Here is a 25,624-nt window from a genome sequence, read left to right as displayed (position 1 = left end):
TGTGCCCCGGCAAAACGCATCAGTCGGCTTGCTTGCGCAAAAACGCCGGAATGTCATACGTATCCACACCCTTTTCCTGCAGCGCCTGCACGTGCGAAGCCGCGGTTTCACGCGACGAACGCCATACAGCCGGCGTGTCCAGCGCGCCGTAATCCGTGCCGTTCGACTGCTGCGGCGCGTAGCTGTGCTGTGCGTGCGCAATCGGTGCGTTGTCCGTGCCGGTACGCAGCAGGGTCATCGGTGCAGCTTGTTGTTTCTTCGCCGCGCGGCCAAGGCCCGTTGCCACAACCGTCACGCGCAATGCGTCGCCCATGGCGTCGTCGTACACCGCGCCGAAGATCACGGTCGCGTCTTCTGCTGCGTACGACTTGATCGTGTTCATCACTTCACGCGTTTCCGACAAACGCAGCGAACGGCTCGACGTGATGTTCACCAGCACGCCACGTGCTCCCGACAGATCCACGCCTTCCAGCAGCGGACTTGCAACCGCTTGTTCTGCCGCGAGACGCGCGCGATCGACGCCGGCAACCGTCGCCGTGCCCATCATTGCCTTGCCTTGCTCGCCCATCACCGTCTTCACGTCTTCGAAGTCGACGTTGACCAGCCCGTCGACGTTGATGATTTCCGCGATGCCGGCAACAGCGTTGTTCAATACGTCGTCAGCGCACTGGAAGCACTTGTCCATCTCGGCGTCGTCGCCCATCACCTCGAACAGCTTGTCGTTCAGAACGACGATCAGCGAGTCGACGTGATCCTCCAGTTGCTGCGATCCGGCTTCAGCCACGCGCATGCGGCGGCCACCTTCAAATTCGAACGGCTTGCTGACTACACCAACAGTGAGAATGCCCATTTCCTTCGCGATCTGAGCCACGACCGGAGCCGCGCCCGTACCCGTACCGCCACCCATGCCCGCGGTGATGAACACCATGTGCGCGCCGCGCAATGCGTCGGCGATACGCTCGCGCGCATCTTCCGCTGCGGCCCGGCCCATGTCCGGCTTGGCGCCAGCTCCAAGACCGGTGTTGCCCAACTGGATCACCGACGTTGCGCGCGAACGCGCGAGCGCCTGCGCGTCCGTATTCATCACGATGAAATCCACGCCCTGCACGCCGCGGTTGATCATGTGCTGTACTGCATTACCGCCTGCGCCACCAACACCCACGACCTTGATGATCGTTCCGTTGGTTTCCGTTTCCAGCATTTCGAAATCCATATTGCCTCCGTCAAGAATGAAAATCGGCGTTATTCGGCAAAAGATCGGGCAACCTCTTGTCGCGCGCCAGCCGCCGGCACCAGCGCGAATTCGTATTTAAAAATTCCCAAGGAACCAGTCTTTCATGCGTCCCAAAACCTGTCCCATCGATCCGGACTGCACAGCGACCTTGCGGCCGCGCATGCGTTGTGAACGGCCTTCGACGAGCAAACCCATCGCGGTGGAATAACGCGGATTGCGAACCACGTCCGCGAGACCGCCCGCGTATTCCGGCACGCCGATGCGCACCGGCTTCAGGAAAATGTCTTCGCCGAGTTCGACCATGCCGGGCATCATCGACGCGCCGCCGGTCAACACCACGCCGCTGCTGAGCAATTCTTCGTAGCCCGACTCGCGCACCACTTGTTGCACGAGCGAGAACAGTTCTTCCACGCGCGGTTCGACAACCGCCGCCAATGCCTGACGCGACAACGTGCGCGGACCGCGCTCGCCGAGTCCCGGCACTTCGATCATTTCGTCCGGATCGGCGAGCGCCTGCTTCGCGATCCCGTAGCTCACCTTGATGTCTTCGGCATCCGGTGTGGGCGTGCGCAAGGCCATGGCCACGTCGCTCGTGATCTGGTCTCCGGCGATAGGAATCACTGCCGTATGACGAATCGCGCCTTCGCTGAAAATGGCGATGTCCGTGGTCCCGCCGCCGATATCGACGAGCACCACGCCCAGTTCCTTTTCGTCTTCCGTCAGCACCGCCAGCGACGAAGCCAGCGGCTGCAGAATCAGGTCGTTCACTTCGAGCCCGCAGCGGCGTACGCATTTCACGATGTTCTGCGCCGCGCTCACCGCGCCCGTTACGATATGCACCTTCACTTCCAGCCGGATGCCGCTCATGCCGATCGGCTCGCGCACATCTTCCTGACCGTCGATGATGAATTCCTGCGTCAGGATATGCAGCACTTGCTGATCGGTCGGGATGTTGATCGCCTTGGCCGTTTCGATCACGCGCGCCACGTCGGTCTGCGTGACTTCCTTGTCCTTGATCGCGACCATGCCGCTCGAATTGAAGCTGCGAATGTGGCTGCCGGCAATGCCGGTGAACACGTTCGTGATCTTGCAATCGGCCATCAATTCGGCTTCTTCGAGCGCGCGCTGGATCGACTGGACGGTCGCCTCGATATTGACGACAACGCCCTTCTTCAATCCCTTCGAGTCGCTCTGTCCGAGCCCGATCACCTCGTAGTGGCCTTCGCCTTTCAACTCGGCGACGATCGCCACCACCTTCGACGTCCCGATGTCGAGGGCGACCAGCAAGTCTTTGTAGTCTTTGCTCATAGCGTGCTCATTGCCTGTGTTGTCTCTTACTTCTTCGCTTTGTCGCTGTCGCTGATGAAGCGCATGCCGGCGGCCTTGATTGCGAAGCCGTTCGGATAGCGCAAATCCGCGTACTCGATGTCATTTCCCCACCGCCCCGTCACCGACGTCCACGCAGCCACGAACCTTTTGCTGCGATCGAACAACGTGTCCTGATTGCGCTCGCGCCCCAATTCGATCTGCGTACCGTTCGAAAGCTTCACTGTCCACGCATATCGCGGCGACAAGATGACTTCTTCCGGATGCGCGTCGAGCGGCGCAAACCACTTCGTGAAATCGTGATACCGCGCAACGACTTCCTTCGCCGATCCATCCGGCCCTTCGAACGCAGGCAGGTCGTCGTCGAGTTCGCCTTGGTTCGCCGTGAACAGATCGCCGTCCACGCTCACCAGTTGATCCGTGCCCCACGTGCCGAGCGGCTTGAATTCTTCCAGCGTCACCGCCAGCGCGTTCGGCCATACTCGACGCACGCTCGCGTGACGCACCCACGGCATTTGTTCGAACGCGGCGCGCGCTGCGTCCAGATCCACGGTGAAGAAGTTGCCCTTCAAATGTCCGACCACGCTTGCGCGCACTGTTGGTGAATTGATGTGCAACGTGTCGCCATCGATCTGAATCTCGCGCAGACGAAACTCCGGCCGCTGGATCGCCCAGTAACCGGCGGCACCGAGCAGCACAAACACGAGCAATACGTGCAGTGCGTTGGCCGTGAGGTTCATCTGGCGAGCGTTATTCCACATGTTCTATACGTTCCAAATCCCGTCTCAATCCTGCAATGTCAGCGACAACACCTTCACCACCAGTTCCGTGTAGCTGATCCCGACCGCGCGCGCCGCTTTCGGCGGCAGCGAGTGATCGGTCATGCCCGGCGCCGTATTCACTTCCAGGAAATACGGATTGCCGTCGGCGTCCATCATGAAATCGGCGCGGCCCCAATCGGTGCAGCCGAGCACATCGAACGCGCGGCGTGAAAGCTGTTTCATGCGCGCTTCGTCGGCAGGCGTCAGGCCGCAGGGAATCGGATACTGCGTGTCGTCGGCGATGTACTTTGCGTTGTAGTCGTAGAACTCGCCGGCCGGCACGATCTTGATGATCGGCAAGTCCAGGTCGCCCGCGATACAGCACGTGTATTCGCCGCCGCCTTCAATGCTTTTTTCAACGAGCACGATCTTGTCGAACTTCGCCGCTTCGATCAGCGCCGGCACCAGCGCTTCCGCGCTCTTCACCTTGATCACCGCGACGCTCGACCCTTCGCTCGCTGGCTTTACGAACAACGGCAAGCCGAGCTTCGCAATGCTTCTTTGCGCTGCGTCTTCGTAATCGTCGCCGCGCAGCACGACTTCGAATGGCGGCGTGGGCACGCCCGTTTGCTGCCACACGAGCTTGGTGCGGAATTTATCGAGGCCGAGCGCCGAACCCAGCACGCCGCTGCCCGTGTACTTGATGCCGTAGAAATCGAGCGCGCCCTGCAACTGGCCGTTCTCGCCATACCCGCCATGCAACGCGATAAACACGCGCGCAAATCCTTCGGATTTCAGCTCGGCGAGCGGCCGTTCAGCGGGATCGAATGGATGCGCGTCGATACCCGCATCGCGCAATCCTTGCAGCACCAGACGCCCCGAATTCAGCGATACCTCGCGTTCGGCCGTTTCCCCGCCAAGCAGCACGGCGACTTTGCCGAACACCTTCGGGTCGATTGCGGATGAGCTCACGTTACTTGTCATTTCAAAACCTTCGAATCCTGAACTTGTGCGGTCAGCCGGCCGCACACGCCGCCGATAGAACCCGCGCCCATCGTTATCACTACGTCGCCGTTGCGTGTCAGCGTGGCGATCGCGTCCGGCATCTCATCCACGGTTTCCACGAACACCGGTTCTACTTTTCCCGCGACGCGAATGGCGCGAGCGAGCGCGCGGCCATCGGCGGCGACGATCGGCGCTTCGCCTGCTGCATACACTTCGGTGAGCACGAGGGCATCGACGGTCGACAACACGCGCACGAAATCTTCGAAGCAATCGCGCGTACGCGTGAAGCGATGCGGCTGGAACGCGAGCACGAGGCGTCGATCAGGAAATGCGCCGCGCGCCGCTGCAACCGTTGCCGCCATTTCGACCGGGTGATGACCGTAGTCATCGATCAACGTGTACGCGCCGCCATCCGCCGACTTCACCTTCACTTCGCCATAGCGCTGAAAACGCCGGCCTACGCCCGTGAATTCCTGCAATGCCCTTTGGATATCGGCATCGGCGACTTCAAGTTCAGTCGCAATTGCGATTGCCGCCAACGCGTTCTGCACGTTGTGCGTGCCCGGGAGATTCAACACGATATCGAGCGGCTTCGCGTCTTCGCGTAGCGTCGTGAAATGCATCTTGCCGTCGCGCGCTTGCACGTTCACCGCGCGCACTTGCGCTTCGGCGCCGAGGCCGTAACGGATGATCGGCTTCGAGACGAACGGCAGGATTTCACGCACGTTCGGATCGTCCACGCACAGCACGGCGATTCCGTAGAACGGCAAGCGATGCGTGAACTCGATGAACGCCTGCTTGAGCCGCGCGAAGTCGTGGCCGTACGTGTCCATGTGATCGGCATCGATGTTCGTGATGACTTCGATCACCGGGAAAAGATTGAGGAACGATGCGTCCGATTCATCGGCTTCAGCCACGATGAAATCGCCCGTTCCCAGCCGCGCGTTCGCACCCGCGCTGATCAAACGGCCGCCGATCACGAACGTGGGATCGAGACCGCCCGCGGCCAGCACGCTTGCGACCAGCGACGTGGTCGTGGTCTTGCCGTGCGTGCCGGCAATCGCGATGCCCTGCTTCAGCCGCATCAATTCCGCGAGCATCACGGCGCGCGGCACGATAGGAATTCGCCGATGACGCGCGGCCAGCACTTCGGGGTTATCGGAGCGAACAGCGGTCGATACGACCACGGCATTCGCGCCATCGATATTCTCTTCGCGATGCCCGATCGCCACGCGCGCACCCAGCGTGGTCAATCGATCGGTCACGCCATTGCTCGCCAGGTCCGAGCCGCTGACCTGGTAACCGAGGTTGAGCAGCACCTCGGCAATCCCGCTCATTCCCGCGCCGCCGATGCCGACGAAGTGAATGTGTTTGACGATATGTTTCATGGCTGGATTTCCTTCGGCGCTTGTATCAGCGCGCTCAAGCCGGCTACATCGGCGCAGACCCGGCCGACGCGTTCAGTTGCATCGGGTTTCGCCAGGGCGCGAGCTTTCACCGCCATCTGGCTGAGCGTCTCGCGGGTCTGAGCGCGCAACCAGCCGGCAAGCTTTTCCGCCGACAAATCGCGCTGTTGTATCAAGTGCGCCGCGCCCTCGTTGGCGAGAAATGCGGCGTTGGTTGTCTGATGGTCATCGACGGCGAAGGGGAACGGCACGAACAACGCCGCCACGCCCACCGCTGCGATTTCCGATACGGTCATCGCGCCCGAACGGCAGATCACGAGATCGGCCGCGGCATAGGCGCTCGCCATATCGTCGATGAACGGCACGAGTCGCACGTCTTCGTCCGACGTCAAACCCGCTGCCGCGTAATTCGTCTTCAACGCATCGATGTGCTTCGCGCCCGCCTGATGCACGACGTGCGGACGCGTCGCCGGATCGAGCAATGCGAGCGCTTTCGGTACGGTTTCATTCAAAGCGGCTGCACCCAGACTGCCTCCGACGACCAGAACATTGAGACGCGCGTCAGGCTTCACATTGCGCGCGGCGTAGCGTTCTTTGGGTGACAGAGTCTCGGCAAGTTCCGCACGAATTGGATTTCCGGTCCATTCGGCATTCGGCAGCGCATTCGGGAACGCGACCAGCACGCGCTTGGCGATATGCGCAAGCACCTTGTTCGCAAGCCCCGCGATGGAATTCTGCTCGTGCAGCACGAGCGGCGTGCCACTCAACTTCGACATCAAACCTGCCGGGAACGTGATGTATCCGCCCATGCCGAGCACTACGTCAGGCTTCACGGTGCGCAACGCGCGCAAGCTTTGCGAACACGCGCGCAGCAGGTTCACGGGCAGCATCAGCTTCGTCTTGAGACCCTTGCCGCGCACGCCGCCGAAGCGCACGTATTCCATTGCAATGCCGTGCTTCGGCACGAGCGTCGCTTCCATGCCCGCCGCGTTGCCGAGCCACACCACACGCCAGCCGCGCGCCTGCATCCAGTGAGCGACCGCGAGCCCCGGGAACACGTGTCCTCCGGTGCCGCCGGCCATCACCATCAGCGTGCCTGCGCGATTCGACGCGGATGCCGTCATACCTTGCCTCCCCGCATCAGCACGCGATTCTCGTAGTCCACGCGCATCAGCACGGCGAGCGCAACGCAGTTCAGCAAGATGCCCGAACCGCCGTAACTCACGAGCGGTAACGTCAGACCTTTGGTTGGCAACAGCCCGAGATTCACGCCCATGTTGATGAACGTCTGCGCACCGAACCACAAGCCGATGCCCTTCGCCATCAAACCCGCAAACGTGCGATCGAGCGCAAGCGCCTGGCGGCCGATTTCGAACGCGCGGCGCACGATCCAGTAGAACAGCAGGATCACGACGATCACGCCGACAAACCCAAGCTCTTCGCCGATCACCGCGAGGATGAAGTCGGTATGCGCTTCAGGAAGGTAGTTGAGCTTTTCCACGCTGCCGCCCAAACCTACGCCGAACCATTCGCCGCGGCCGAAGGCAATCAGCGAGTGCGTCAATTGGTAGGCCTTGCCCTGCGCGTATCGGTCGTCCCACGGATCGAGGTACGCGAAGATCCGCTCGCGACGCCACGGCGATGCCCACACGAGCAACGCGAACGTGCCGACCGCAGTGGCAACCAGTCCGCCGAACAGCTTCGCGTTCACGCCGCCGAGGAACAGCACGCCCATCGCAATGCAGGCGATCACCATGAACGCGCCCATGTCCGGTTCGAGCAGCAACAACGCGCCGACGAAGCCGACGGCGACTGCCATCGGCAAGAAGCCGCGGCCGATGCTGTGCATGAACTCTTGCTTGCGCACCGTGTAGTTCGCCGCGTAGATGGTCACGGCGAGCTTCATGATTTCCGATGGCTGCATGTTCGTGATGCCGAGCGGAATCCAGCGGCGCGCGCCGTTCACGCCCTTGCCGATGTGTGGAATCAGCACGATCACCAGCAGGAACAATGAAGCCAGGAAAAACTTGGCCGCATACTTGTCCCAGGTTGAAACGGGAATCTTGAACGCGATGATCGACGCGACGACAGCCGTTGCGATCGATACAAGATGGCGCACGAGGAAAAAGTAATCGCGGTATTGCGCGTACTTGGGCGAATCCGGCATGGCGATGGACGCCGAATACACCATGACAATGCCAAGCCCGAGCAAAGCGATGGTGACCCACAACAGCGAATAATCGTAGTCGAGCATGCGCGAGCGGGCCGGCTTAACGCCGTTGACCGCGCTTGAAATGCCGCTGGCTTTTTCTGCCACGCGAGCGCCGAGACCGCCGAGCGCACCCACGCCGGCCACGCGCGATGCACGTCCGCCAAGCGACGCACTGTCGTTCGCAACCGCGTTGCGTTGTCCTGTCAGCTTCGAGCCAAAACGTTCGGACCAGCTCATAGCATCACCCCCCGGTCTGCAGCAATATCAGCCACCGCTTGCCGGAAAACATCCGCGCGATGTGCATAGTTCTTGAACATGTCGAAGCTCGCGCACGCCGGCGACAACAACACGGCGTCGCCGGGCTGGGCGAGTTGCGCGGCCGCTTGCGTCGCGGCTTCGAGTGTTACGTGGTCGTGCAACGGCACGTCCGTGTTAGCGAGCGCTGCACGAATACGCGGTGCATCACGCCCGATCAGCATCACGGCGCGGCACCAGCGTTCGACCGGCGCTTCGAGCGGCGAAAAGTCCTGGCCTTTTCCATCGCCACCGGCAATCAGCACCGACTTCTGCGCGAGACCATCCAGCGCCGCGACAGTCGCGCCCACGTTCGTGCCCTTGCTGTCATCGACGAAATCGACGCCGTCGATCTGCCCGATCACTTCCACGCGATGCGGCTCGCCCTTGTACTCACGCAAGCCGTGCAGCAACGACGCCAGCGGCAAGTCCACCGCGCGCGCCAACGCCAGCGCAGCCAGCGCATTTGCCGCGTTGTGCAGGCCGCGAACGCGCAATGCATCGACGGGCATCAGGCGCTTCGAATACACGTTCGGCTCCGCGGCGACATCGCTTTTACGGCGACGCGTGGGCGTGGGTTCATCGCTGAGATCGCGGTCGTGGCCTTGCGCCAGCCACGCAATGCCGTTTTCGCGCAGCAAACCGAAGTCACCCAGACGCACCGGTTCGTTGAGCCCGAACGTCACGAGCTTCGCCGCAATTCCCGAAGCCGGAAGCCCGGATGCCAGCTTCATGGTCCGCGCGTCATCACGATTCAACACGCGAACCGTCTTCTCACCAAAGATGCGGCCCTTCGCAGCGGCATACGCGTCGAGCCCGCCGTGCCAGTCCAGATGGTCCTGCGTAATGTTCAGCACGGCAGCAGCGTCCGGCGCGAACGAGTGTGCCGTCTCAAGCTGAAAACTCGACAGCTCCAGCACCCAGACATCGGGCAACGCGGTGTTGTCGATTGCTTCGCTGAGCTTGTCCAGCATGGCCGGGCTGATGTTTCCCGCCACCGCCACGGTCTTGCCGGCACGCTCGCACAACAACCCCGTCATGGCGGTTGTCGTGGTCTTGCCGTTGGTGCCCGTAATGGCAATCACCTTCGGCGTGTAGCCGTTCGCGCCAAGCGACTTCAACGCTTGCGCGAACAATTCCAGCTCGCCCCACACTGGGACGCCGCGTTCCCGCGCGGCGTCGAGGAGCGGCCTCAAATCATCAGCCAGAGGCGACAGTCCCGGGCTGATTGCAACAATTTCGATCCCGCCATCGAGCAGCGCCGGCGTGAACGCACCGCCGACAAATTCCGCATCGATGCCATGCACAGCAAGTTCCGACAGATTCGGCGGCGTGGCGCGGGTATCGGCCACGCGCAGACGGCACCCGTGACGCGCGCACCAGCGCGTCATTGCGAGGCCGGATTCACCGAGCCCAAGCACGAGCACCATCGGACTTTGCCGATCGAAGAACTTCTCGCCAAACATCGCTTTACCTTTTTCCCGGACAACTAAAATCAACGCAGCTTCAGCGTCGACAAACCAAACAGACACAACATCAGCGTGATGATCCAGAAGCGCACGACGACCTGCGTTTCCTTCCATCCCGACAACTCGAAATGGTGATGCAGCGGCGCCATCTTGAAGATGCGCCGCCCTTCGCCGAAGCGTTTTTTCGTGTACTTGAAATAGGTCACTTGCATCATCACGGAAAGCGTTTCCGCGACGAACACGCCGCCCATGATGAACAGCACGACTTCCTGCCGCACGATCACTGCGATGGTGCCAAGCGCGCCGCCGAGTGCAAGCGCGCCGACGTCGCCCATGAAGACCTGCGCGGGATGCGTGTTGTACCAGAGAAACGCGAGTCCGGCGCCGCCCATCGCAGAACAAAAGATAAGTAATTCGCCAGCGCCAGGAATGTGTGGGAACAGCAGGTATTTCGAGTACACCGAGCTGCCCATCACATAGGCGAACGCGCCGAGCGATGCACCGACCAGAACCACCGGCATGATCACGAGACCGTCGAGGCCATCAGTGAGATTCACGGCGTTGCTCGACCCGACGATCACGAGATACGTCATGGCGATGAAACCCCACGTGCCAAGCGGATAGCTGATCGATTTGAGAAACGGCAGCATCAGGTCGGCGCGCGCGGGCAAGCCCATCGACAAACCGCTTCGCACCCACGCCATGAACAGGTCGAATACGCGCGCGTTGTTCGCCTCGGACACGCTGAAAGCGAGATACACGGCGGCGAACAAGCCAATCGCCGATTGCCAGAAATACTTCTCGCGCGACGACATGCCGCGCGGGTCTTTGTGCACGACCTTGCGGTAATCATCGACCCAGCCGATCACGCCGTAACCGAACGTGACGAGCATCACGATCCACACAAATCGATTGGCCAGATCAGCCCACAGCAAAGTCGAAAACGCGATGCCCAGCAGAATCAACACGCCACCCATGGTCGGCGTGCCCGACTTCACCAGATGCGTTTGCGGACCGTTCGTGCGCACGGCCTGACCGACCTTCAGCTGCGTCAATTTGCGGATCACCCACGGACCGCACACGAGACCGACGAACAACGCCGTGATCGTCGCGCCGACTGCGCGGAACGTGAGATAGGTAAACACGCGCAGAAAACTGGCGTCATTCTGAAGCCATTGCGCGAGTGCGAGTAGCATGCTGGTCCTTCTTCTTCAGTGCGCAGCGGGCGTAGCGCCCGCTGCGGGTTGGTGTGGACTCGTCACGGCGTCCACCACGCGCTCCATCTGCATGAAGCGCGAGCCTTTCACGAGAAACGTGGCGGCGGGTCCGAAGCCCGCGCCGGTGAGTGCTGCAATGAGTGAGGAAATATCGGGGAAATGCTGGCCTGCCGCGCCGAATGCTTTCGCGGCGTCAATGCTTGCGTCGCCGAGTGCGAAGAGCGCATCGATTCCCTGTTGCGCCGCATACGCGCCGACTTCACGATGAAACGCCGGACCCTGATCGCCGACTTCGCCCATGTCGCCCATCACGAGCACACGCGGCGAAGCTTGCGAAGCAAGCACGTCGATGGCCGCGCGCATGGAATCGGGATTCGAGTTGTATGTATCGTCGATAACCGTCGCGCCTTCAATTGACTTCACCGCCGCGCGCTTCACTTGCAAACGGCCTTTCACCGGCTCGAACGCTTCGAGCCCGCGCTTGATGGCATCGAGTGAAACATTTGCGGCGAGCGCCGCCGCCGTTGCCGCTAGAGCGTTACGCGCGTTGTGATCGCCGAGGACTTGCAATGCGACGTCCGTTGCGCCTTCCGGCGTTGCGATATGCAGCGTTGCGCCCGCCAGCTTGCCGGTTACCGCTGCATCGGTTTGCGACGCGTCCGTGTGCAAGGCGAAATCCAGGATCGGATTGCCCGTGGCGGCGACGCGCCAGATGCTGGCGTATTTGTCATCGGCGGGGAAAACGGCCGTTCCGCTCGCGCCGAGCGCGTGAATCACGGACGCGTGTTCGAGCGCGACCGCTTCGACCGTTGCCATGAATTCCTGGTGCTCGCGCTGCGCGTTGTTCACAACGGCGACCGTCGGCGCGGCAATCTTGCCGAGCGTTTCGGTTTCGCCCGGATGATTCATGCCGAGTTCGATCACGGCCAGCTTATGGGTTTCGTTCAGACGGAACAGCGTCAACGGCAAACCAATGTCGTTGTTGAAATTTCCCGCCGTCGCAAGCCGCGCGCTTTCACCTACGGCCGCCGCGAAAATCGACGAGATCATTTCCTTGACCGTCGTTTTTCCGTTGCTGCCGGTGACTGCAATCAGCGGAATCGTGAAGCGTTTGCGCCAGCCATGCGCGAGCGCACCGAGCGCAACGCGCGTGTCCCTTACCTTGATGGCTGGCGTTGCAAAGTCATCGGGCAAACGCGAGGCGAGCACGGCAGTTGCGCCGCGTTGGGCGACTTGCGGCAAGAAATTGTGGGCATCGAAACGGTCGCCCTTGATCGCAATAAACAGATCGCCCGGACCGGCCGTGCGGCTGTCCGTGGAGACACGATCGAACGCGATGTTTTCATCGCCTATGACAATCGCGCCGGGAATCTCGAGCGCTGCGTCGCGCAATGTAAATAGCGTCATTCACCACCTCCGCGCGCTTGCGTGGCGCGAGCGGCGAGGGCCAGGCGCGCATGATCCTGATCGGAAAACGCGCGCTTCTTGCCCATGATTTCCTGCGTGGCTTCGTGGCCTTTTCCAGCCAGCACAACCACGTCCTCACGAGCCGCGGTACGCACCGCCTGCAGAATCGCGCTCGCGCGGTCCTCGATGCGGCGCGCCTTGCTCGCGTCCTGAAAGCCTGCAGCAATCTGATCGATGATCGCGAGCGGATCCTCGCTGCGCGGGTTATCGCTTGTGATCACCACATGATCTGCATTCTTCTCCGCGATACCGCCCATCAGCGGACGCTTGGTCGCATCGCGATCGCCGCCGCAACCGAACATGCAGATCAGCTGACCGCCGCGTGCTTGTGCGATCGGACGCAGCGCTTCGAGCGTTTTTTCGAGCGCGTCCGGCGTGTGCGCATAGTCGATCACGACAAGCGGCTCGTCGTTCTGCAAGCGGCCGCCGAGGCGCTGCATGCGGCCATTCACCGGTTCGAGCTTCGCTATCTGCGCGAGCGCGGCATCGAAAGGAACATGCGCGGCCAGCAATGCACCCAGAACGCCGAGCAAATTGCTGACATTGAATTCGCCGAGCGTCGCGACTTCCACGTCGGCATTGCCCCAATCGGAACTCACGTGAAACGCCGTGCCCGTCGCGGTTGCGCGAACGCGGCTTGCGATCAGCGATGCATCGGCTTTCACGTTCGACGCGTCCAATGAACCTTCAACGCCATACGCAATCGTTCGCGTGCGACCGTGACATGCGGCGATCAGACGTTGACCGGCTGCATCGTCGCGATTGACGACAGCGGCTTTCAGCGCCGGCCACGCGAACAGCTTCGCCTTCGCGCCTTCGTACGCGGCGAACGTGCCGTGATAATCGAGGTGGTCCTGCGTGAGATTCGTGAAGATGGCGATGTCGAACTTCGTGCCGTTCGCGCGCCCCTGATGCAGCGCGTGCGACGACACTTCAATGGCAACGCCCTTCGCGCCTTCCGCCTTGAACTGCGCGAATGTGCGTTGCAATTGCGGCGCGTCGGGCGTGGTGAAACCCGAATGCACGAGCTTGCCCGGCATGCCGCTGCCCAGCGTGCCGATCACGGCGGTGGGCGTTCCCAACGCGGAAAGCGCCGATGCAAGCCATTGGCTGCACGACGTCTTGCCGTTCGTTCCGGTCACGCCCACAACGAGCATGGAATCAGTCGGCTCGCCATACCATGCCGATGCTATCGGTCCGGCCAGTTCGTTCAACGCCTTGACGGCAAATGAACGCGATGCATCCGGTTTGCCCGAGAAGTTTTCCGGCTGATACAGCACGGCAGCGGCGCCGTTTTTCCAGGCAGCATCGATATGCGGACGGCTGTCGGCACCATCGACGGCATAGGCGAAAAACACGTCGCCGGGTTTAAGCGAACGCGAGTCGGCATGCAACTGCGCACCGGCATCGGCGTGCGCGCGCAACCATTCGACCGCCTTCGCGATCTGCGCTTGTTGCTTGATCAAGTCGCTCATCGAACGACTCCCGGATGCGTTTTCGTATTCGCCGATACCTTCAGCTTCTTCGGCAGATTCGCGGTCGTCGCGTTCGGCTTCTTGATGTCGGTTGCGGGCGTGCCGGACGCGGGATCGTCGGAGACGACCATCTGCTTCACGGCCATGTCCGGCGGAACGTTCAGCGAACGCAACGTATCCCCGACGATAGCCGAGAACACCGGTCCCGAAACCTGACCGCCGAAGTGACTGCCGGCCGTGGGTTCATCGACGGAAACGGCCACCACGATGCGCGGATTCGGCATTGGACCCATGCCGACGAACGACGCGCGGTACTTGGATTTATCGTAGCCGCGGCCCGCGTGTTTATACGCCGTACCCGACTTCCCGCCCACGCGATAACCCGGCACGGCCGCATCCGGCGACGTGCCGCCCTTCGCCGTCACGGTCTCGAGCATGGCGCGCACTTCACGCGCGGTGGTCGGCGCGAACACTTGAGGACCGGTCACGGCTGAATCACCAGGCGTGCGGAAAATCGAGACCGGCAACACTTGCCCGTCATGCGCAATCGCAGTGTAGGCGCGTGCCAGCTGGAAGAGCGAAGCCGACAAGCCATAGCCATACGACATGGTCGCCTGTTCGATCCGGCGCCAGCTTTTCCACGGCCGCAGACGTCCGGACACCGCGCCCGGGAATCCCACCTTCGGCGCTTGCCCGAGCCCGATGCTCGTGTACATGTTCCACATCTCTTCGGGCTTCAGCTGCATTGCAATCTTGGTCGCGCCGATGTTGCTCGATTTCTGGATCACGCCGCCAACGGTGAGCGTGCCGAAGCCCGAGTCGTCGGTGATGCGCGCGCCGTCGAGCACGAACTGACCGTTGCCCGTTTCGACCAGCGTATTCGGCGTCACGCGATGCAGATCGAGCGCCAGCGATACCGTGAACGGCTTCATGATCGAGCCCGGCTCGAACGTGTCCGTCATGATCCGGTTGCGCAATTGCTCGCCGGTCATGCGCGAGCGGTCGTTCGGGTTGTAGGTCGGATAGTTGACGAGCGCGAGCACCTCGCCCGTCTTCACGTCGATAACAATAGCCGCGCCCGCTTTCGCCTTGAATTTCTCGACGGCCGCTTTCAGGTTCGTATAAGCGATGTACTGGATCTTGCTGTCGATCGACAGATCCACGTCTTCGCCGTTGTGCGGCACGACTTGTTCATCGACGTCCTCGACGATGTGCCCCATCCGGTCCTTGATCACGCGGCGCATGCCCGGCGTTCCGGCCAGAATGCCCTGATCGCCGAGTTCGACGCCTTCCTGACCTTTGTCTTCAATATTAGTGAAGCCGATCAGATGCGCCGTGATCTCGCCTTCCGGATAAAAGCGCTTGTATTCGCCACGCGTGTAGATGCCCGGAATATCCAGCGCCGCGACTTTCTGCGCGACTTCCATGGGCACTTGGCGCTTCACGTAGACGAAGGTTTTATCCATCGACAACTTGGAGCGCAATTCCTTCGGCGACATTTCGAGCAGCGTGGAAAGCTGGCCGAGCTTGTCCGCGCCGAGATCGTCGGGAACCGCTTCGGGAATTGCCCAGATTGCCTTTACGGGAAGGCTGGTCGCAAGCACGAGGCCGTTGCGGTCCTTGATCTGGCCACGCGTGGCCGGCAGTTCGAGCGTGCGCTGATAGCGGCTTTCGCCTTGTTTCTTGAAGAACGCGTTGCCCGGACCCTGGATCCAGAACGCGCGCCCGGCGAGCGCTACAAACGCCATGAACAACAGGAACACGACGAGCTTCGAGCGCCACATCGGGAGGCGCACGGAGAGAATGGGATTTGGCGTGAAGGCGACGCCCTTGTTCTTCTTTGGCGTGGGTTTCATCGTTTCACCCCGCGTGCGGGAGGCGCCGACGCCGGCACGGGCGCAGGCAACGGCGCATCTGTCGCCTTCGATGTTGCCGGGTCATAGTTCAGATATTGCGTGCGGCCCGTCGTGACGGGCTGCATTTTCAGGGACGTAATGGCCAACTGCTCGATACGCGATGTTTTAGACAACGCGCTCTGCTGATATTGAAGCTGTGAAAAATCCTGCTGCAGTTGACGCTCTTGCGATTGCGCCCGCTGCACATTGATAAAGATCTGCCGCTGCTTGTTCGACGCGCTCACCGCCGACAACGCGCAGCCCAGCACGACGATCAGCAGGAAGATATTCAGACGGTTCATGGCGCCGTCTGCTCAGTGACGCGCTCGGCGATCCGCATGACTGCGGAGCGGGCGCGCGGGTTCGCCGCAACTTCGGCTTCGGAAGCAAATACACGGCCGAGCAACTTGAGCGGTGGCGTGGGAATGTCGGCGGCACGAATGGGCAGTCGGCGATCGATCGCAGGCCCGCTCGCGTGGGCCTGCATGAAACGCTTGACGATCCGGTCCTCGAGCGAATGAAAGCTGATCACGACGAGGCGCCCCCCTTGCTCCAACAACGCCAATGCTGCGTCCAGAACTACTTGCAGCTCCGCAAGCTCTTGATTGATGTGAATCCGTATAGCCTGAAAGGTGCGGGTTGCCGGATCCTTGCCCTTCTCACGGGTTTTGACGACGTGACCCACGATTTGGGCAAGCTCGCCCGTGCTGACGAGAGGCCCAAGACGGTCGGACTCTGCCCGGCGAGCAACAAGCGCCTTTGCAATCTGAAAAGCAAACCGTTCTTCCCCATAATCTCTGATCACCTCCGTCAATTCCTGCACCGTTGCCCGCGCCAGCCAGTCCGCTGCGGATTCGCCGCGGCTCGGGTCCATCCGCATGTCGAGCGGGCCATCGGCCCTGAAACTGAAGCCGCGATCCGGATCGTCCACTTGAGGCGACGAAACACCCAGATCCAGCAACACGCCCGACACTTTCCCCACTCCTCGCTCGGCTGCGGCATCGGCTAACGAGGCGAAACTCTCATGCACGATCGAAAACCGCGAATCCTGAATCTGTTCTGCCGTGGCGATAGCCAGCGGGTCTTTGTCGAAAGCGATCAGCCGTCCGGCTTCACTCAGCTTCGTCAGCACGAGCCGGCTATGACCGCCTCGCCCGAACGTGCCATCTATATAAGTACCGTCCGCGCGCGTAATCAGCGCATTGACCGCTTCATCCAGCAGCACCGTGCGATGCTGCAACTCGTTTTTCATCGCAGGGGCCATGTTCTTTAGCTCTGCGTCAAAACGTGAAATTCTTCAGCGCGTCGGGCATACCTTGCGCCATTGCTGCCTTTTCCTTCTCGGCGTAAGTCGCCGCGTCCCACACTTCCAGGTAATTACCCATTCCAAGCAACGTCACTTCTTTGGCGAGCGTGGCCGCAGCCCGCAATTCCGGCGAAACCAGCACGCGCCCGGCGCTGTCGAGTTCGACATCCATGGCATTGCCGAGATAGATGCGGCGAATCCAGATTGCGTCCATGGGGAGTGCAGCGATTTTCGAACGGAAGATTTCCCACTCCGGGCGAGGAAAGAGCAACAGGCATCCATCCGGGCTCTTGGTGAGCGTGACCCGGCCTTCTGCCTGTCCTTGCAGCGCGTCGCGATAGCGAGATGGGACGGACATCCGTCCTTTCGCATCGAGCGATAACGCTGAAGCCCCTTGGAACACTCGCCCTCTCCTCTCGGCACCCAGTGGCGCGCAGCGAACTTTGTTGGAATATTGCCTGAAAGTGCGTGCTGACTCACACAAAAATACACTTTCTCACACCATTTCCCACTGTAGAGGAACGGATTTCGCCGGTCAATACGATCCGCCATTTTTTGACTAAATTTGTTTGCTAGAACAATGACTTAGCGCAGACCGCTACAGTAGGCTGAATTCTCGAAAACCGTTATGAATGAATGAGGTAGTGATGAATGTGAAGGTAGTACGTGAATTGATGCGGGAGAGTGGGAGGAATTTCGATGCGCAAAAGCGTTGAACTTAGGAATTACGGGCCAGATGGAGCGCAGATCGGAGCAGAAGGTTGAAAACGCCTTTCGAGCAAAACGTCGAAAGGCGATAAAGCAAACACGTTGATTAAATATAGTACGCCGTGCGCGTCATGACTTTGGATGTTGCGCGCATCAGCGCCCGCACCGGGAACGGCAATTCGATCCCACCCGCTTCGGTTGCGGCGACGGCATGCGCGGCTTCATCGACACGCATTTGATCCACGATAGCGCGCGATGCGTAATCGCTGGCCGGCAAACTCGTCATGTGGCTGTCCAGGTGCTTCTCGACTTGCCGCTCGGTTTCGGCCATGAAGCCGAGACTCACGCGATCGCCAAACCGCCCGGCGAGAAAACCCAGCGCCAGCGAACCCGTGTACCACAATGGGTTGAGCAAGCTCGGCCTCGAATCGAGATCGCGCAGACGCTGCGCCGTCCACGCAAGGTGATCTTCTTCTTCGCGTGCTGCGTCCTCGAAGCCACGCTTCAACGACGTAGAGCTGGTCGCCAGTTTCTGCGCCTGATACAGCGCCTGCGCGCAGACCTCGCCGACATGGTTCACACGCATCAATCCTGCTGAATGCGCCTTCTCTTCCGCCGTCAGAGCGGTCTCCGCGGGATGCTCGATCGCATCGGTTGCATCGACATATGCAGCTTGCGGCTCGGGAACCGGACGGGACATCCGGGAAACGCCGGTCATCGACCGGAGTCCACGATCGAACTCAGAGATCAGTTCATCGAGTGTCATTTCAAAACTCCTGTTTCGATCTCCTGAGCGATTCGGGACCGCACGGAGTCGATCAACTTGCGAAAAACGTACTCTTGGAAAGCCGTAACTAGGGCAAATACGGGTCGCAAAACGCCGTAAGGCCTTGATTTTAGCGCATGTTGCGTAAACGTCACACGAGGGAAAGGGAGGGGCGGCTTTTCCTTTGTTGCTAAAAAGCTCTTTGTTACATTACGTTCAACTTCAATTTTGAAGTACCCGGCGGGGACGTCAACACACTGGCGCTAGAACAGTGACCTCGCCAAACAGTTTCAACCCTTTGGAGATCATCAATGAAAAAGTCGCTTCTCGCTCTGGCTGCGTTGGGTACGTTTGCTGGTGCCGCGCATGCTCAGAGCAGCGTGACGCTGTACGGCATTATCGATGCCGGTTTTGTTTATAACAACAATTCGGCAGGTCAAAAGTTGTATGCGACCAGCTCCGGCAACCTGCAAGGCAGCCGTTGGGGCCTGCGTGGCACGGAAGATCTGGGTGGCGGCCTGAAGGCACTGTTCGTGTTGGAAAACGGCTTCAACCCGTACACCGGCCGTCTTAACCAAGGTGGCGACGAGTTCGGCCGTCAGGCTTACGTTGGTATCAAGTCGGACCAGTTCGGTGCAGTTACCCTTGGTCGTCAGTACGACTCCGTTGTGGACTACACGGGCGCGTATGAAGTCGGCAGCCAGTGGGGCACGTTCTACGGCGCGCACCCGGGTGACCTGGACAACTTGAACAACTCGAACCGCGTGAACAACGCAGTCAAGTACACGAGCGCAAACTACGCCGGTATCACGTTCGGCGGTTTGTACAGCCTCGGCGGCGTGGCTGGTCAGTTCAACCGCAACCAGATCTGGTCGGGCGGTATTGGCTATACGCAAGGTCCGTTGACGTTGGGCGCAGGTTACGTGAACGTCAAGAACCCGAACTTCTCGTTCTTCGGCAATAACGCAACGTCGAACGCTGCAACGTCGAACATGACCGGCTCGCGCGTGTATTCGGGCTACGCAACGGCGAAGACGCAACAGATCATCTCCGCAGGCGGCGCGTACACGTTCGGCCCGGCGACTGTCGGCGCAACGTACAGCAACACGCAGTTCAAGGATCTGGGTCAAACCGGCGTGACGGGCGCAGGCCAGGTCACGAACGGCAGCGCCAAGTTCCACAACGCCGAAGTGAACTTCAAGTATCAGCTGACGCCGGCATTCCTGCTGGGCGCTGCATACGACTACACGAAGGGTTATGGCGTGAACGACGCGAAGTACCATCAAGGCGTGATCGGCGCGGATTACTTCCTGTCGAAGCGTACGGACGTCTACGTCGATGGCGTGTACCAGCACGCAAGCGGCACGGACTCGGTCGGCAAGGCAGTTGCGCAAATCAACGGTCTGTCGGCATCGACGACGTCGAATCAAGTTGCGGCTATCGTCGGTATCCGCCACAAGTTCTAATAAGTCGTAATAAAACAGTTGTCTTGAAAGGCGCCTTCGGGCGCCTTTTTTTATTCGGCGACTCTCTCCGCAGTCTTCGGAGGACGAAAAAAAACCTCCGCGTCTTTCGATGCAGAGGTTTCGTCTTAATACGCGGTATTCGCAGGCCTGGAAGCCTCAAGCGTTGCCGTCGCGCAACTCCCGACGCAAAATCTTGCCGACATTGCTCTTTGGCAACTCGGTCCGGAATTCGATCACGCGCGGCCGCTTGTAGCCGGTCAGCCGCTCCTTGCAGTAGGCGATGACATCGGCCTCGGTCAGATGCGGGTCCCGCCGCACGACGAATAGTTTCACCGCTTCACCCGATGCCGCGTCCTTCACACCCACTGCGGCGACTTCGAAAACGCCAGGAAGCTTGGCCACGACATCTTCGATCTCGTTCGGATACACGTTGAAACCCGACACCAGAATCATGTCCTTCTTCCGGTCGACGATCTTCACGTATCCGAGTTCATCCATCACGCCGACATCGCCCGATTTGAAGAAGCCGTCGGGCGTCATCACCTTCGCGGTTTCATCGGGACGATTCCAGTAGCCCGCCATCACTTGCGGTCCACGTATGCAGACTTCGCCGGGCTGGCCGAGCGGCACTTCGTTATTGTCGTCGTCGCGAATGGAAATTTCCGTCGATGGAAACGGCAAACCAATCGTACCGGTGTATTCCGTTGCGGTCACGGGATTGCACGTCACGCATGGGGACGTTTCGGACAATCCATACCCTTCGATAATCGGCGAGCCCGTGATCTCGAACCAGCGTTTCGCCACGGCTTCCTGCACCGCCATGCCGCCGCCATTCGCCGCGATCAATTTGGAGAAGTCGAGCTTCGCGAATTCCGGGTTGTTCAGCAACGCGTTGTAGAGCGTGTTGACAGCGGGGAACGTATTGATGGGAAAGCCTTTGAGCTCCTTGATCGTGCCGGCGATATCGCGCGGATTCGGGATCAGGATGCCCAAGCCGCCCGTTCGAATGGTCAGGAATCCGCAAACGGTCAGCGCGAAGATGTGATAAAGCGGCAGCGCCACGACGCTGATGAACTGATCGATATCAGGCCGGTTCCTGCGCCCTGGTTCGAGCCAGACTTCCGACTGCAACACGTTCGCGATCAAGTTCCGATGCAGCAACATCGCACCCTTCGCCACGCCGGTCGTGCCGCCGGTGTACTGCAGAAACGCGATATCGTTCGGTCCTTGACTGACCGGCTTGAGCGTTTCGCTCGCGCCTTGTCGAAGCGCGGTGTTGAAGCTCACATGGCCGGGAAGATTCCACGTCGGCACGAGTTTCTTCACGCGACGCACGACGAAGTTGACGATCATGCCCTTCACGCCCATCAGGTCGCCCATCGCGGCGACCACGACATGTTCAATCGCGGTGTTCTTCACGACCGCCTGCACGGTATGCGCGAAGTTTTCGAGAACGACGATGGCTTGTGCGCCGGAATCCCGCAGCTGGTGTTCGAGTTCGCGTGGCGTGTAAAGCGGATTCACATTCACCACGACATACCCCGCGCGCAATATCGCCGCGATCGCGACAGGATATTGCAGCACGTTCGGCATCATGATCGCGATGCGCGCGCCCGGCTTCAGACCGCGTGACTGGAACCAGGCAGCGAGCCGGGTTGAAAGGGTATCGAGTTCGCCATACGTGATCGCCTTGCCCATGCAAACAAACGCGCGCTTGCTGCGGTTTTCGCGAAAGCTCTCCCGAAGCAGATCGGAAAGCGAGTTGTAGCGGGTTGGATCGATTTCCTCGGGCACGCCTGCCGGATAGGACTTCAGCCAGATTTTTTCCATACGGCGTCTCCTTTGTATGATTTTAGAATGGTCGTGCGAAAATTGTCTCTTGCGCATCGTAGCGGCTGGATCACTTTCCGACAACCGGGTTAGACGCCAGCTTCCAAACCGTCCGGCACGTGTCGTTCCCTTTCCCCGCCTGACTTTCCGCCCGATCTAGCAGGCTGCCTCGACCTCCACGAGACAGTCATAAAATGTCGCAGAGCCGCCGAGGTCGGTCAGCGCCTGGCTCGTAACCTGATTCGCATTGCAGCCGTCCGGCGCGAGCTTTTTCCACCAGATCGACAAACCCACCACCACGCCCTCGCGCGCCCGATCCGTGATGCGAACCCGCGCTTGCATCGATCCGCGATCGTTGAAGATCCGCACCATTTCGCCGTTGGTGATCTGGCGGGTGTGGGCATCGGCTGGATGGATGTCCAGATGTGGCTCACCTTCGGTCGAACGGAGACTTTCGACGTTGACGAAGCTGCTGTTGAGGAAGTTCCGGGCTGGCGGCGAGATCATCGCGAGCGGATATCGCGCAGCCAATTCCGGTGCGTGTGCGGCCGATTCATACGGCGGCAAATAGTCGGGAACCGGTTCGAGTCCGGCGCGCTCGAGACGCTCGCTGAAGAACTCACATTTCCCCGATGGCGTGCGGAATCCGCCCTCCGCGAATGGCGCATCCGGAAGCTTGAGTTGCGCCCATCCGCTTGTTTTCAGCGTTTCCCACGTCACGCCTGCGAGCGCGGCATCGCTCCATTTGAATGCCTTCGATGCCACCTCGTCATCGCTTTCGAACAACGCGGGATGTGTCAGACCCATCGCTTTCGCCAGGCCGCGGAAAATCTCCGTGTTCGCGCGTGACTCGCCCACCGGCGCGATCGCCGGCAAGTTCGCCATTACATGCGTGTGGCCGTAGGACTTGTGGGCATCGAGATGTTCAAGTTGCGTGGTCGCGGGGAAAATCAGGTCCGCGTAATCGGCGGTATCGGTCTGGAAATGCTCGAGCACGATGGTGAACAGATCTTCACGCGCGAAACCCGCCGCGACCTTCGCCGAATCCGGTGCAACGGCGACCGGGTTCGAGTTGTAGACAATCATCGCTTCAATCTTCGGACCGAACGTGGCGTCGCCGGCATGCAGAAGCGCATCGCCGATAGCGTTCATATTCACGATGCGCGGTAATTTCGATGGCCAGCCCGGCAGCAAGTCGGGCCGTTCTAGCGCGTTGACGTCTACGGGCGCCCAATTCGACGATGAAAGCAACAAGCCGCCCGACCGTTCTCGCCACGCACCGGTCAGCGATGGCAAGCAGGCAATCGCACGAACCGCGTTGCCGCCGCCGCGCACGCGCTGCATGCCATAGTTGAGACGTATGGATGCCTTCTTTGTCGCGCCAAACGCGCGGGCGAGATCGATCACGACTTGCGCTTCGATCCCGCAAATCTCGGCCACACGTGACGGCGGATAGTCACGCGCGCGAGCCTCCAGTTGATCGAAACCCAAGGTATGCGCCGCGATGTACTCGCGATCAAGCAGTCCATCGCCGATCAGCACGTTAATCATGCCGAGCGCGAGCGCGCCATCTGTTCCGGGCTTCAGCGCAATGTGCTGATGGCACTTTTCTGCCGTAAGCGATCGATACGGATCGATTGCAATCAGCCGCGCCCCGCGCCGCTTGGCTTCCTGCGCGCGCGTCCAGAAATGCAGATTCGATGCGATCGGATTCGATCCCCAGATCAGGATCAGCTCGCTTTCCTCGAAGTACTCGGTATGCATGCCGAGACTTCCGCCATACGTGTAACGCAAACCCGCGGCGCCGGCGGCCGCACAGATCGTCCGATCCAGCCGGGACGCACCCAGCGCATTGAAGAAACGCGCCGCGATGCTTTCGCCTTGCACAAGGCCCATCGTGCCCGCATAGCTGTACGGCATGATCGCTTCGGGCGCGCGGGCGGCAATTTCGCCTAGCCGATCGGCAGCGAGTTTCAGCGCTTCATCCCAGCCGATCGCTTCGAAACGACCTTCCCCTTTGCGGCCGACGCGACGCAAGGGCGTAAGCAGCCGGTCCTTGTGATGCGTGCGCTCTGCATACCGCGTCACTTTCGTGCAAAGCACGCCTTGCGTTGGCGGATGATCGGGGTCGCCGGAAATCTTGATCGCGCGGCCGTCCTTTACCGTGACGCGCATTGCGCACGTGTCGGGGCAATCGTGCGGACATACGGCGCGGACGAATTCGGCGGGAGCGTTCATGGAAGATCCGTTGGAGGCTGGCGATATCCGCCAGAAGAGACAATTTTATTACGGTTGGCCGAAGCTCACTGCCTCGAACATCGATAAATAATCGCGGGCGTAGAATGGAACAACTAACGCGGATCACAGCGCGTGCAACGTTAATTGTTCAGACAGGGGCTTGTTTCATGAATCTGATTCCAGAAATCGAAGCATCACACGAAGAAATCAAAGCTTTGCGCCGAACGATCCACGCAAACCCGGAACTACGTTACGAAGAAGTGGGTACCGCAAAACTGGTCGCAGAAAATCTCGAGCGATGGGGGCTGGAGGTTTATCGTGGAATGGGAAAGACCGGCGTTGTCGGCGTATTGAAGCGCGGCTCCAGTTCGAGAAGTATTGGCCTGCGCGCCGACATGGATGCCTTGCCAATCACGGAACTGAACACATTCGGCCATAAATCGCAGAACGCTGGACGCATGCATGCTTGCGGTCACGATGGCCATACGGCAATGCTACTCGGCGCCGCCAAACATCTGGCTAAGCATGGCAAATTCGATGGCACCATCGTTTTCATTTTCCAGCCTGCGGAAGAAGGCGGCGCTGGCGCTAAAGCAATGATCAAGGACGGTTTGTTTGAACAGTTTCCCGTCGATGCCGTGTTCGGCGTTCACAACTGGCCGGGCATGAATGCAGGTACGTTCGGCGTGACAGAAGGCCCGTTGATGGCGTCGAGCAATGAGTTTCGCGTCACCGTCAAAGGGATTGGATCGCACGCAGCGTTACCGCACAACGGCCACGATCCGATTTTCGCCGCGATGCAAATTGCCAACGGACTGCAGGGAATCATCACGCGGAGCAAGAAGCCTATCGATACCGCCGTTTTGTCGATCACGCAAATTCATGCGGGTGACGCGGTCAATGTTGTCCCCGACGATGCGTGGCTTGGCGGCACGGTAAGAACATTTACTGTCGAAACGCTGGATCTGATAGAACGGCGTATGAAGACGATCGTTGAATCTACAGCACAGGCGTACGAGTGCGAAGGCGTGCTCGAGTTTTATCGAAATTACCCGCCTACGATCAATGACCCTGAACAGGCGCGATTCGCAGTTTCGGTAATGGAGGATGTTGTGGGTGCGCAGAACGTGAATGCATCAGTGGAACCCACGATGGGCGCCGAAGATTTCTCGTTCATGCTGCTTGCAAAGCCTGGTTGCTACGCTTTTTTGGGCAACGGTGAAGGAGAGCACCGGGAGTCGGGACACGGCGCGGGTCCGTGCATGCTTCACAACGCAAGCTACGATTTCAACGATGAGTTGTTATCGGTTGGTTCGACTTACTTCGTGAAACTTGCTGATAGGTTTTTAGCAGCTCGCTGATGTCAGCCGGTTTCAAGCCAATGCAAGGGTTGGTGTCACACACACCCCTTCTTCTAAAGATCGAGGTAGGCAGTCTGTTCGATAATTTGGACCCGTAAACGCAAAAAACCCCACTTTTCGGGTGGGGTTTTGAGCGACTGCGATGGAATGCAGAGGAATGGGGGAGCCTGACGATTACCTACTTTCAC

General features: G+C 60.2%; 20 protein-coding genes. 2 read left to right on the top strand and 18 right to left on the bottom strand.

The genetic code is table 11. The features are described 5' to 3' along the window. Positions 1–19: 19 nt before the first annotated feature. The 16 genes from ftsZ to coq7 all read right to left on the bottom strand — a co-directional run bounded on the left by ftsZ (position 20) and on the right by coq7 (position 18,541). Positions 20–1,213 carry a cell division protein FtsZ gene (gene ftsZ, locus ASG35_RS06940; protein WP_056354673.1) on the bottom strand — a complete coding sequence of 398 codons (1,194 nt, stop codon included), beginning with the start codon at positions 1,211–1,213 and terminating at the stop codon, positions 20–22. A 96-nt stretch (positions 1,214–1,309) separates the two neighbouring features. After that, positions 1,310–2,542: a cell division protein FtsA gene (ftsA, locus tag ASG35_RS06935; protein WP_031360698.1), complete on the bottom strand. Its 1,233-nt coding sequence runs from the start codon at positions 2,540–2,542 to the stop codon at positions 1,310–1,312. A 26-nt stretch (positions 2,543–2,568) separates the two neighbouring features. Then, positions 2,569–3,321 (bottom strand): cell division protein FtsQ/DivIB, encoded by a 753-nt coding sequence (locus tag ASG35_RS06930; RefSeq protein WP_056354670.1) that lies wholly within the window; start codon positions 3,319–3,321, stop codon positions 2,569–2,571. Between the two features lie 24 nt (positions 3,322–3,345). Then, positions 3,346–4,293 (bottom strand): D-alanine--D-alanine ligase, encoded by a 948-nt coding sequence (locus tag ASG35_RS06925; RefSeq protein WP_442854815.1) that lies wholly within the window; start codon positions 4,291–4,293, stop codon positions 3,346–3,348. Positions 4,294–4,301: 8 nt separating this feature from the next. Then, complete coding sequence (gene murC / locus ASG35_RS06920) at positions 4,302–5,714, bottom strand: UDP-N-acetylmuramate--L-alanine ligase (RefSeq protein WP_056354663.1); 1,413 nt, start codon at positions 5,712–5,714, stop codon at positions 4,302–4,304. Then, positions 5,711–6,856: an undecaprenyldiphospho-muramoylpentapeptide beta-N-acetylglucosaminyltransferase gene (gene murG / locus ASG35_RS06915; protein WP_056354662.1), complete on the bottom strand. Its 1,146-nt coding sequence runs from the start codon at positions 6,854–6,856 to the stop codon at positions 5,711–5,713. Before murG ends, murC begins: the two co-directional genes overlap by 4 nt. After that, entirely contained in the window at positions 6,853–8,181 is a 1,329-nt protein-coding gene (gene ftsW, locus ASG35_RS06910; RefSeq protein WP_056354657.1) for a putative lipid II flippase FtsW, read from the bottom strand. The genes murG and ftsW overlap by 4 nt, the downstream gene beginning before the upstream one ends. Then, positions 8,178–9,704: a UDP-N-acetylmuramoyl-L-alanine--D-glutamate ligase gene (murD, locus tag ASG35_RS06905; protein WP_056354654.1), complete on the bottom strand. Its 1,527-nt coding sequence runs from the start codon at positions 9,702–9,704 to the stop codon at positions 8,178–8,180. The genes ftsW and murD overlap by 4 nt, the downstream gene beginning before the upstream one ends. A gap of 29 nt (positions 9,705–9,733) precedes the next feature. Then, on the bottom strand, positions 9,734–10,903 hold the full coding sequence (gene mraY / locus ASG35_RS06900; RefSeq protein WP_056354651.1) for a phospho-N-acetylmuramoyl-pentapeptide-transferase: 1,170 nt from the start codon (positions 10,901–10,903) through the stop codon (positions 9,734–9,736). Between the two features lie 15 nt (positions 10,904–10,918). Beyond that, positions 10,919–12,331 carry a UDP-N-acetylmuramoyl-tripeptide--D-alanyl-D-alanine ligase gene (locus tag ASG35_RS06895; RefSeq protein ID WP_056354649.1) on the bottom strand — a complete coding sequence of 471 codons (1,413 nt, stop codon included), beginning with the start codon at positions 12,329–12,331 and terminating at the stop codon, positions 10,919–10,921. Continuing rightward, positions 12,328–13,866 (bottom strand): UDP-N-acetylmuramoyl-L-alanyl-D-glutamate--2,6-diaminopimelate ligase, encoded by a 1,539-nt coding sequence (locus ASG35_RS06890; protein ID WP_056354646.1) that lies wholly within the window; start codon positions 13,864–13,866, stop codon positions 12,328–12,330. The genes ASG35_RS06895 and ASG35_RS06890 overlap by 4 nt, the downstream gene beginning before the upstream one ends. Next, positions 13,863–15,722, bottom strand: a complete 1,860-nt coding sequence (locus tag ASG35_RS06885) for a peptidoglycan D,D-transpeptidase FtsI family protein (RefSeq protein ID WP_056354643.1) — start codon at positions 15,720–15,722, stop codon at positions 13,863–13,865. The genes ASG35_RS06890 and ASG35_RS06885 overlap by 4 nt, the downstream gene beginning before the upstream one ends. After that, positions 15,719–16,063, bottom strand: coding sequence for a cell division protein FtsL (gene ftsL / locus ASG35_RS06880; protein ID WP_056354641.1), 345 nt, complete (start codon positions 16,061–16,063; stop codon positions 15,719–15,721). Before ftsL ends, ASG35_RS06885 begins: the two co-directional genes overlap by 4 nt. After that, positions 16,060–17,025 (bottom strand): 16S rRNA (cytosine(1402)-N(4))-methyltransferase RsmH, encoded by a 966-nt coding sequence (gene rsmH / locus ASG35_RS06875; protein WP_082508265.1) that lies wholly within the window; start codon positions 17,023–17,025, stop codon positions 16,060–16,062. The genes ftsL and rsmH overlap by 4 nt, the downstream gene beginning before the upstream one ends. A gap of 16 nt (positions 17,026–17,041) precedes the next feature. After that, positions 17,042–17,470, bottom strand: a complete 429-nt coding sequence (gene mraZ, locus ASG35_RS06870) for a division/cell wall cluster transcriptional repressor MraZ (protein WP_056354633.1) — start codon at positions 17,468–17,470, stop codon at positions 17,042–17,044. Between the two features lie 411 nt (positions 17,471–17,881). Then, a complete protein-coding gene (gene coq7, locus ASG35_RS06865; protein WP_056354631.1) occupies positions 17,882–18,541 on the bottom strand; it encodes a 2-polyprenyl-3-methyl-6-methoxy-1,4-benzoquinone monooxygenase in 660 nt (219 codons plus the stop codon). A gap of 311 nt (positions 18,542–18,852) precedes the next feature. On the opposite strand from coq7, the gene ASG35_RS06860 reads away from it, so the two are divergent. Further along, on the top strand, positions 18,853–20,007 hold the full coding sequence (locus ASG35_RS06860) for a porin (RefSeq protein ID WP_056354628.1): 1,155 nt from the start codon (positions 18,853–18,855) through the stop codon (positions 20,005–20,007). Positions 20,008–20,163: 156 nt separating this feature from the next. Here ASG35_RS06860 and ASG35_RS06855 read toward each other — a convergent pair whose 3' ends face one another. Together ASG35_RS06855 and ASG35_RS06850 are read right to left on the bottom strand one after the other, a co-directional pair. After that, positions 20,164–21,837 carry a long-chain fatty acid--CoA ligase gene (locus ASG35_RS06855; RefSeq protein WP_056354625.1) on the bottom strand — a complete coding sequence of 558 codons (1,674 nt, stop codon included), beginning with the start codon at positions 21,835–21,837 and terminating at the stop codon, positions 20,164–20,166. Between the two features lie 156 nt (positions 21,838–21,993). Beyond that, on the bottom strand, positions 21,994–24,075 hold the full coding sequence (locus ASG35_RS06850; protein ID WP_056354623.1) for a molybdopterin-containing oxidoreductase family protein: 2,082 nt from the start codon (positions 24,073–24,075) through the stop codon (positions 21,994–21,996). A gap of 167 nt (positions 24,076–24,242) precedes the next feature. Here ASG35_RS06850 and ASG35_RS06845 point away from each other — a divergent pair, with 167 nt between their 5' ends. Continuing rightward, complete coding sequence (locus ASG35_RS06845) at positions 24,243–25,436, top strand: M20 aminoacylase family protein (RefSeq protein WP_056354619.1); 1,194 nt, start codon at positions 24,243–24,245, stop codon at positions 25,434–25,436. The last annotated feature ends 188 nt before the right edge of the window (positions 25,437–25,624 follow it).

The sequence above is a fragment of the Burkholderia sp. Leaf177 genome, from assembly GCF_001424345.1.
In the GTDB taxonomy this organism is placed as follows: Bacteria; Pseudomonadota; Gammaproteobacteria; order Burkholderiales; family Burkholderiaceae; genus Caballeronia.
The sequence above is the reverse complement of the archived record's forward strand: the minus strand, read 5'-3'. Positions and strand labels throughout refer to the sequence as shown.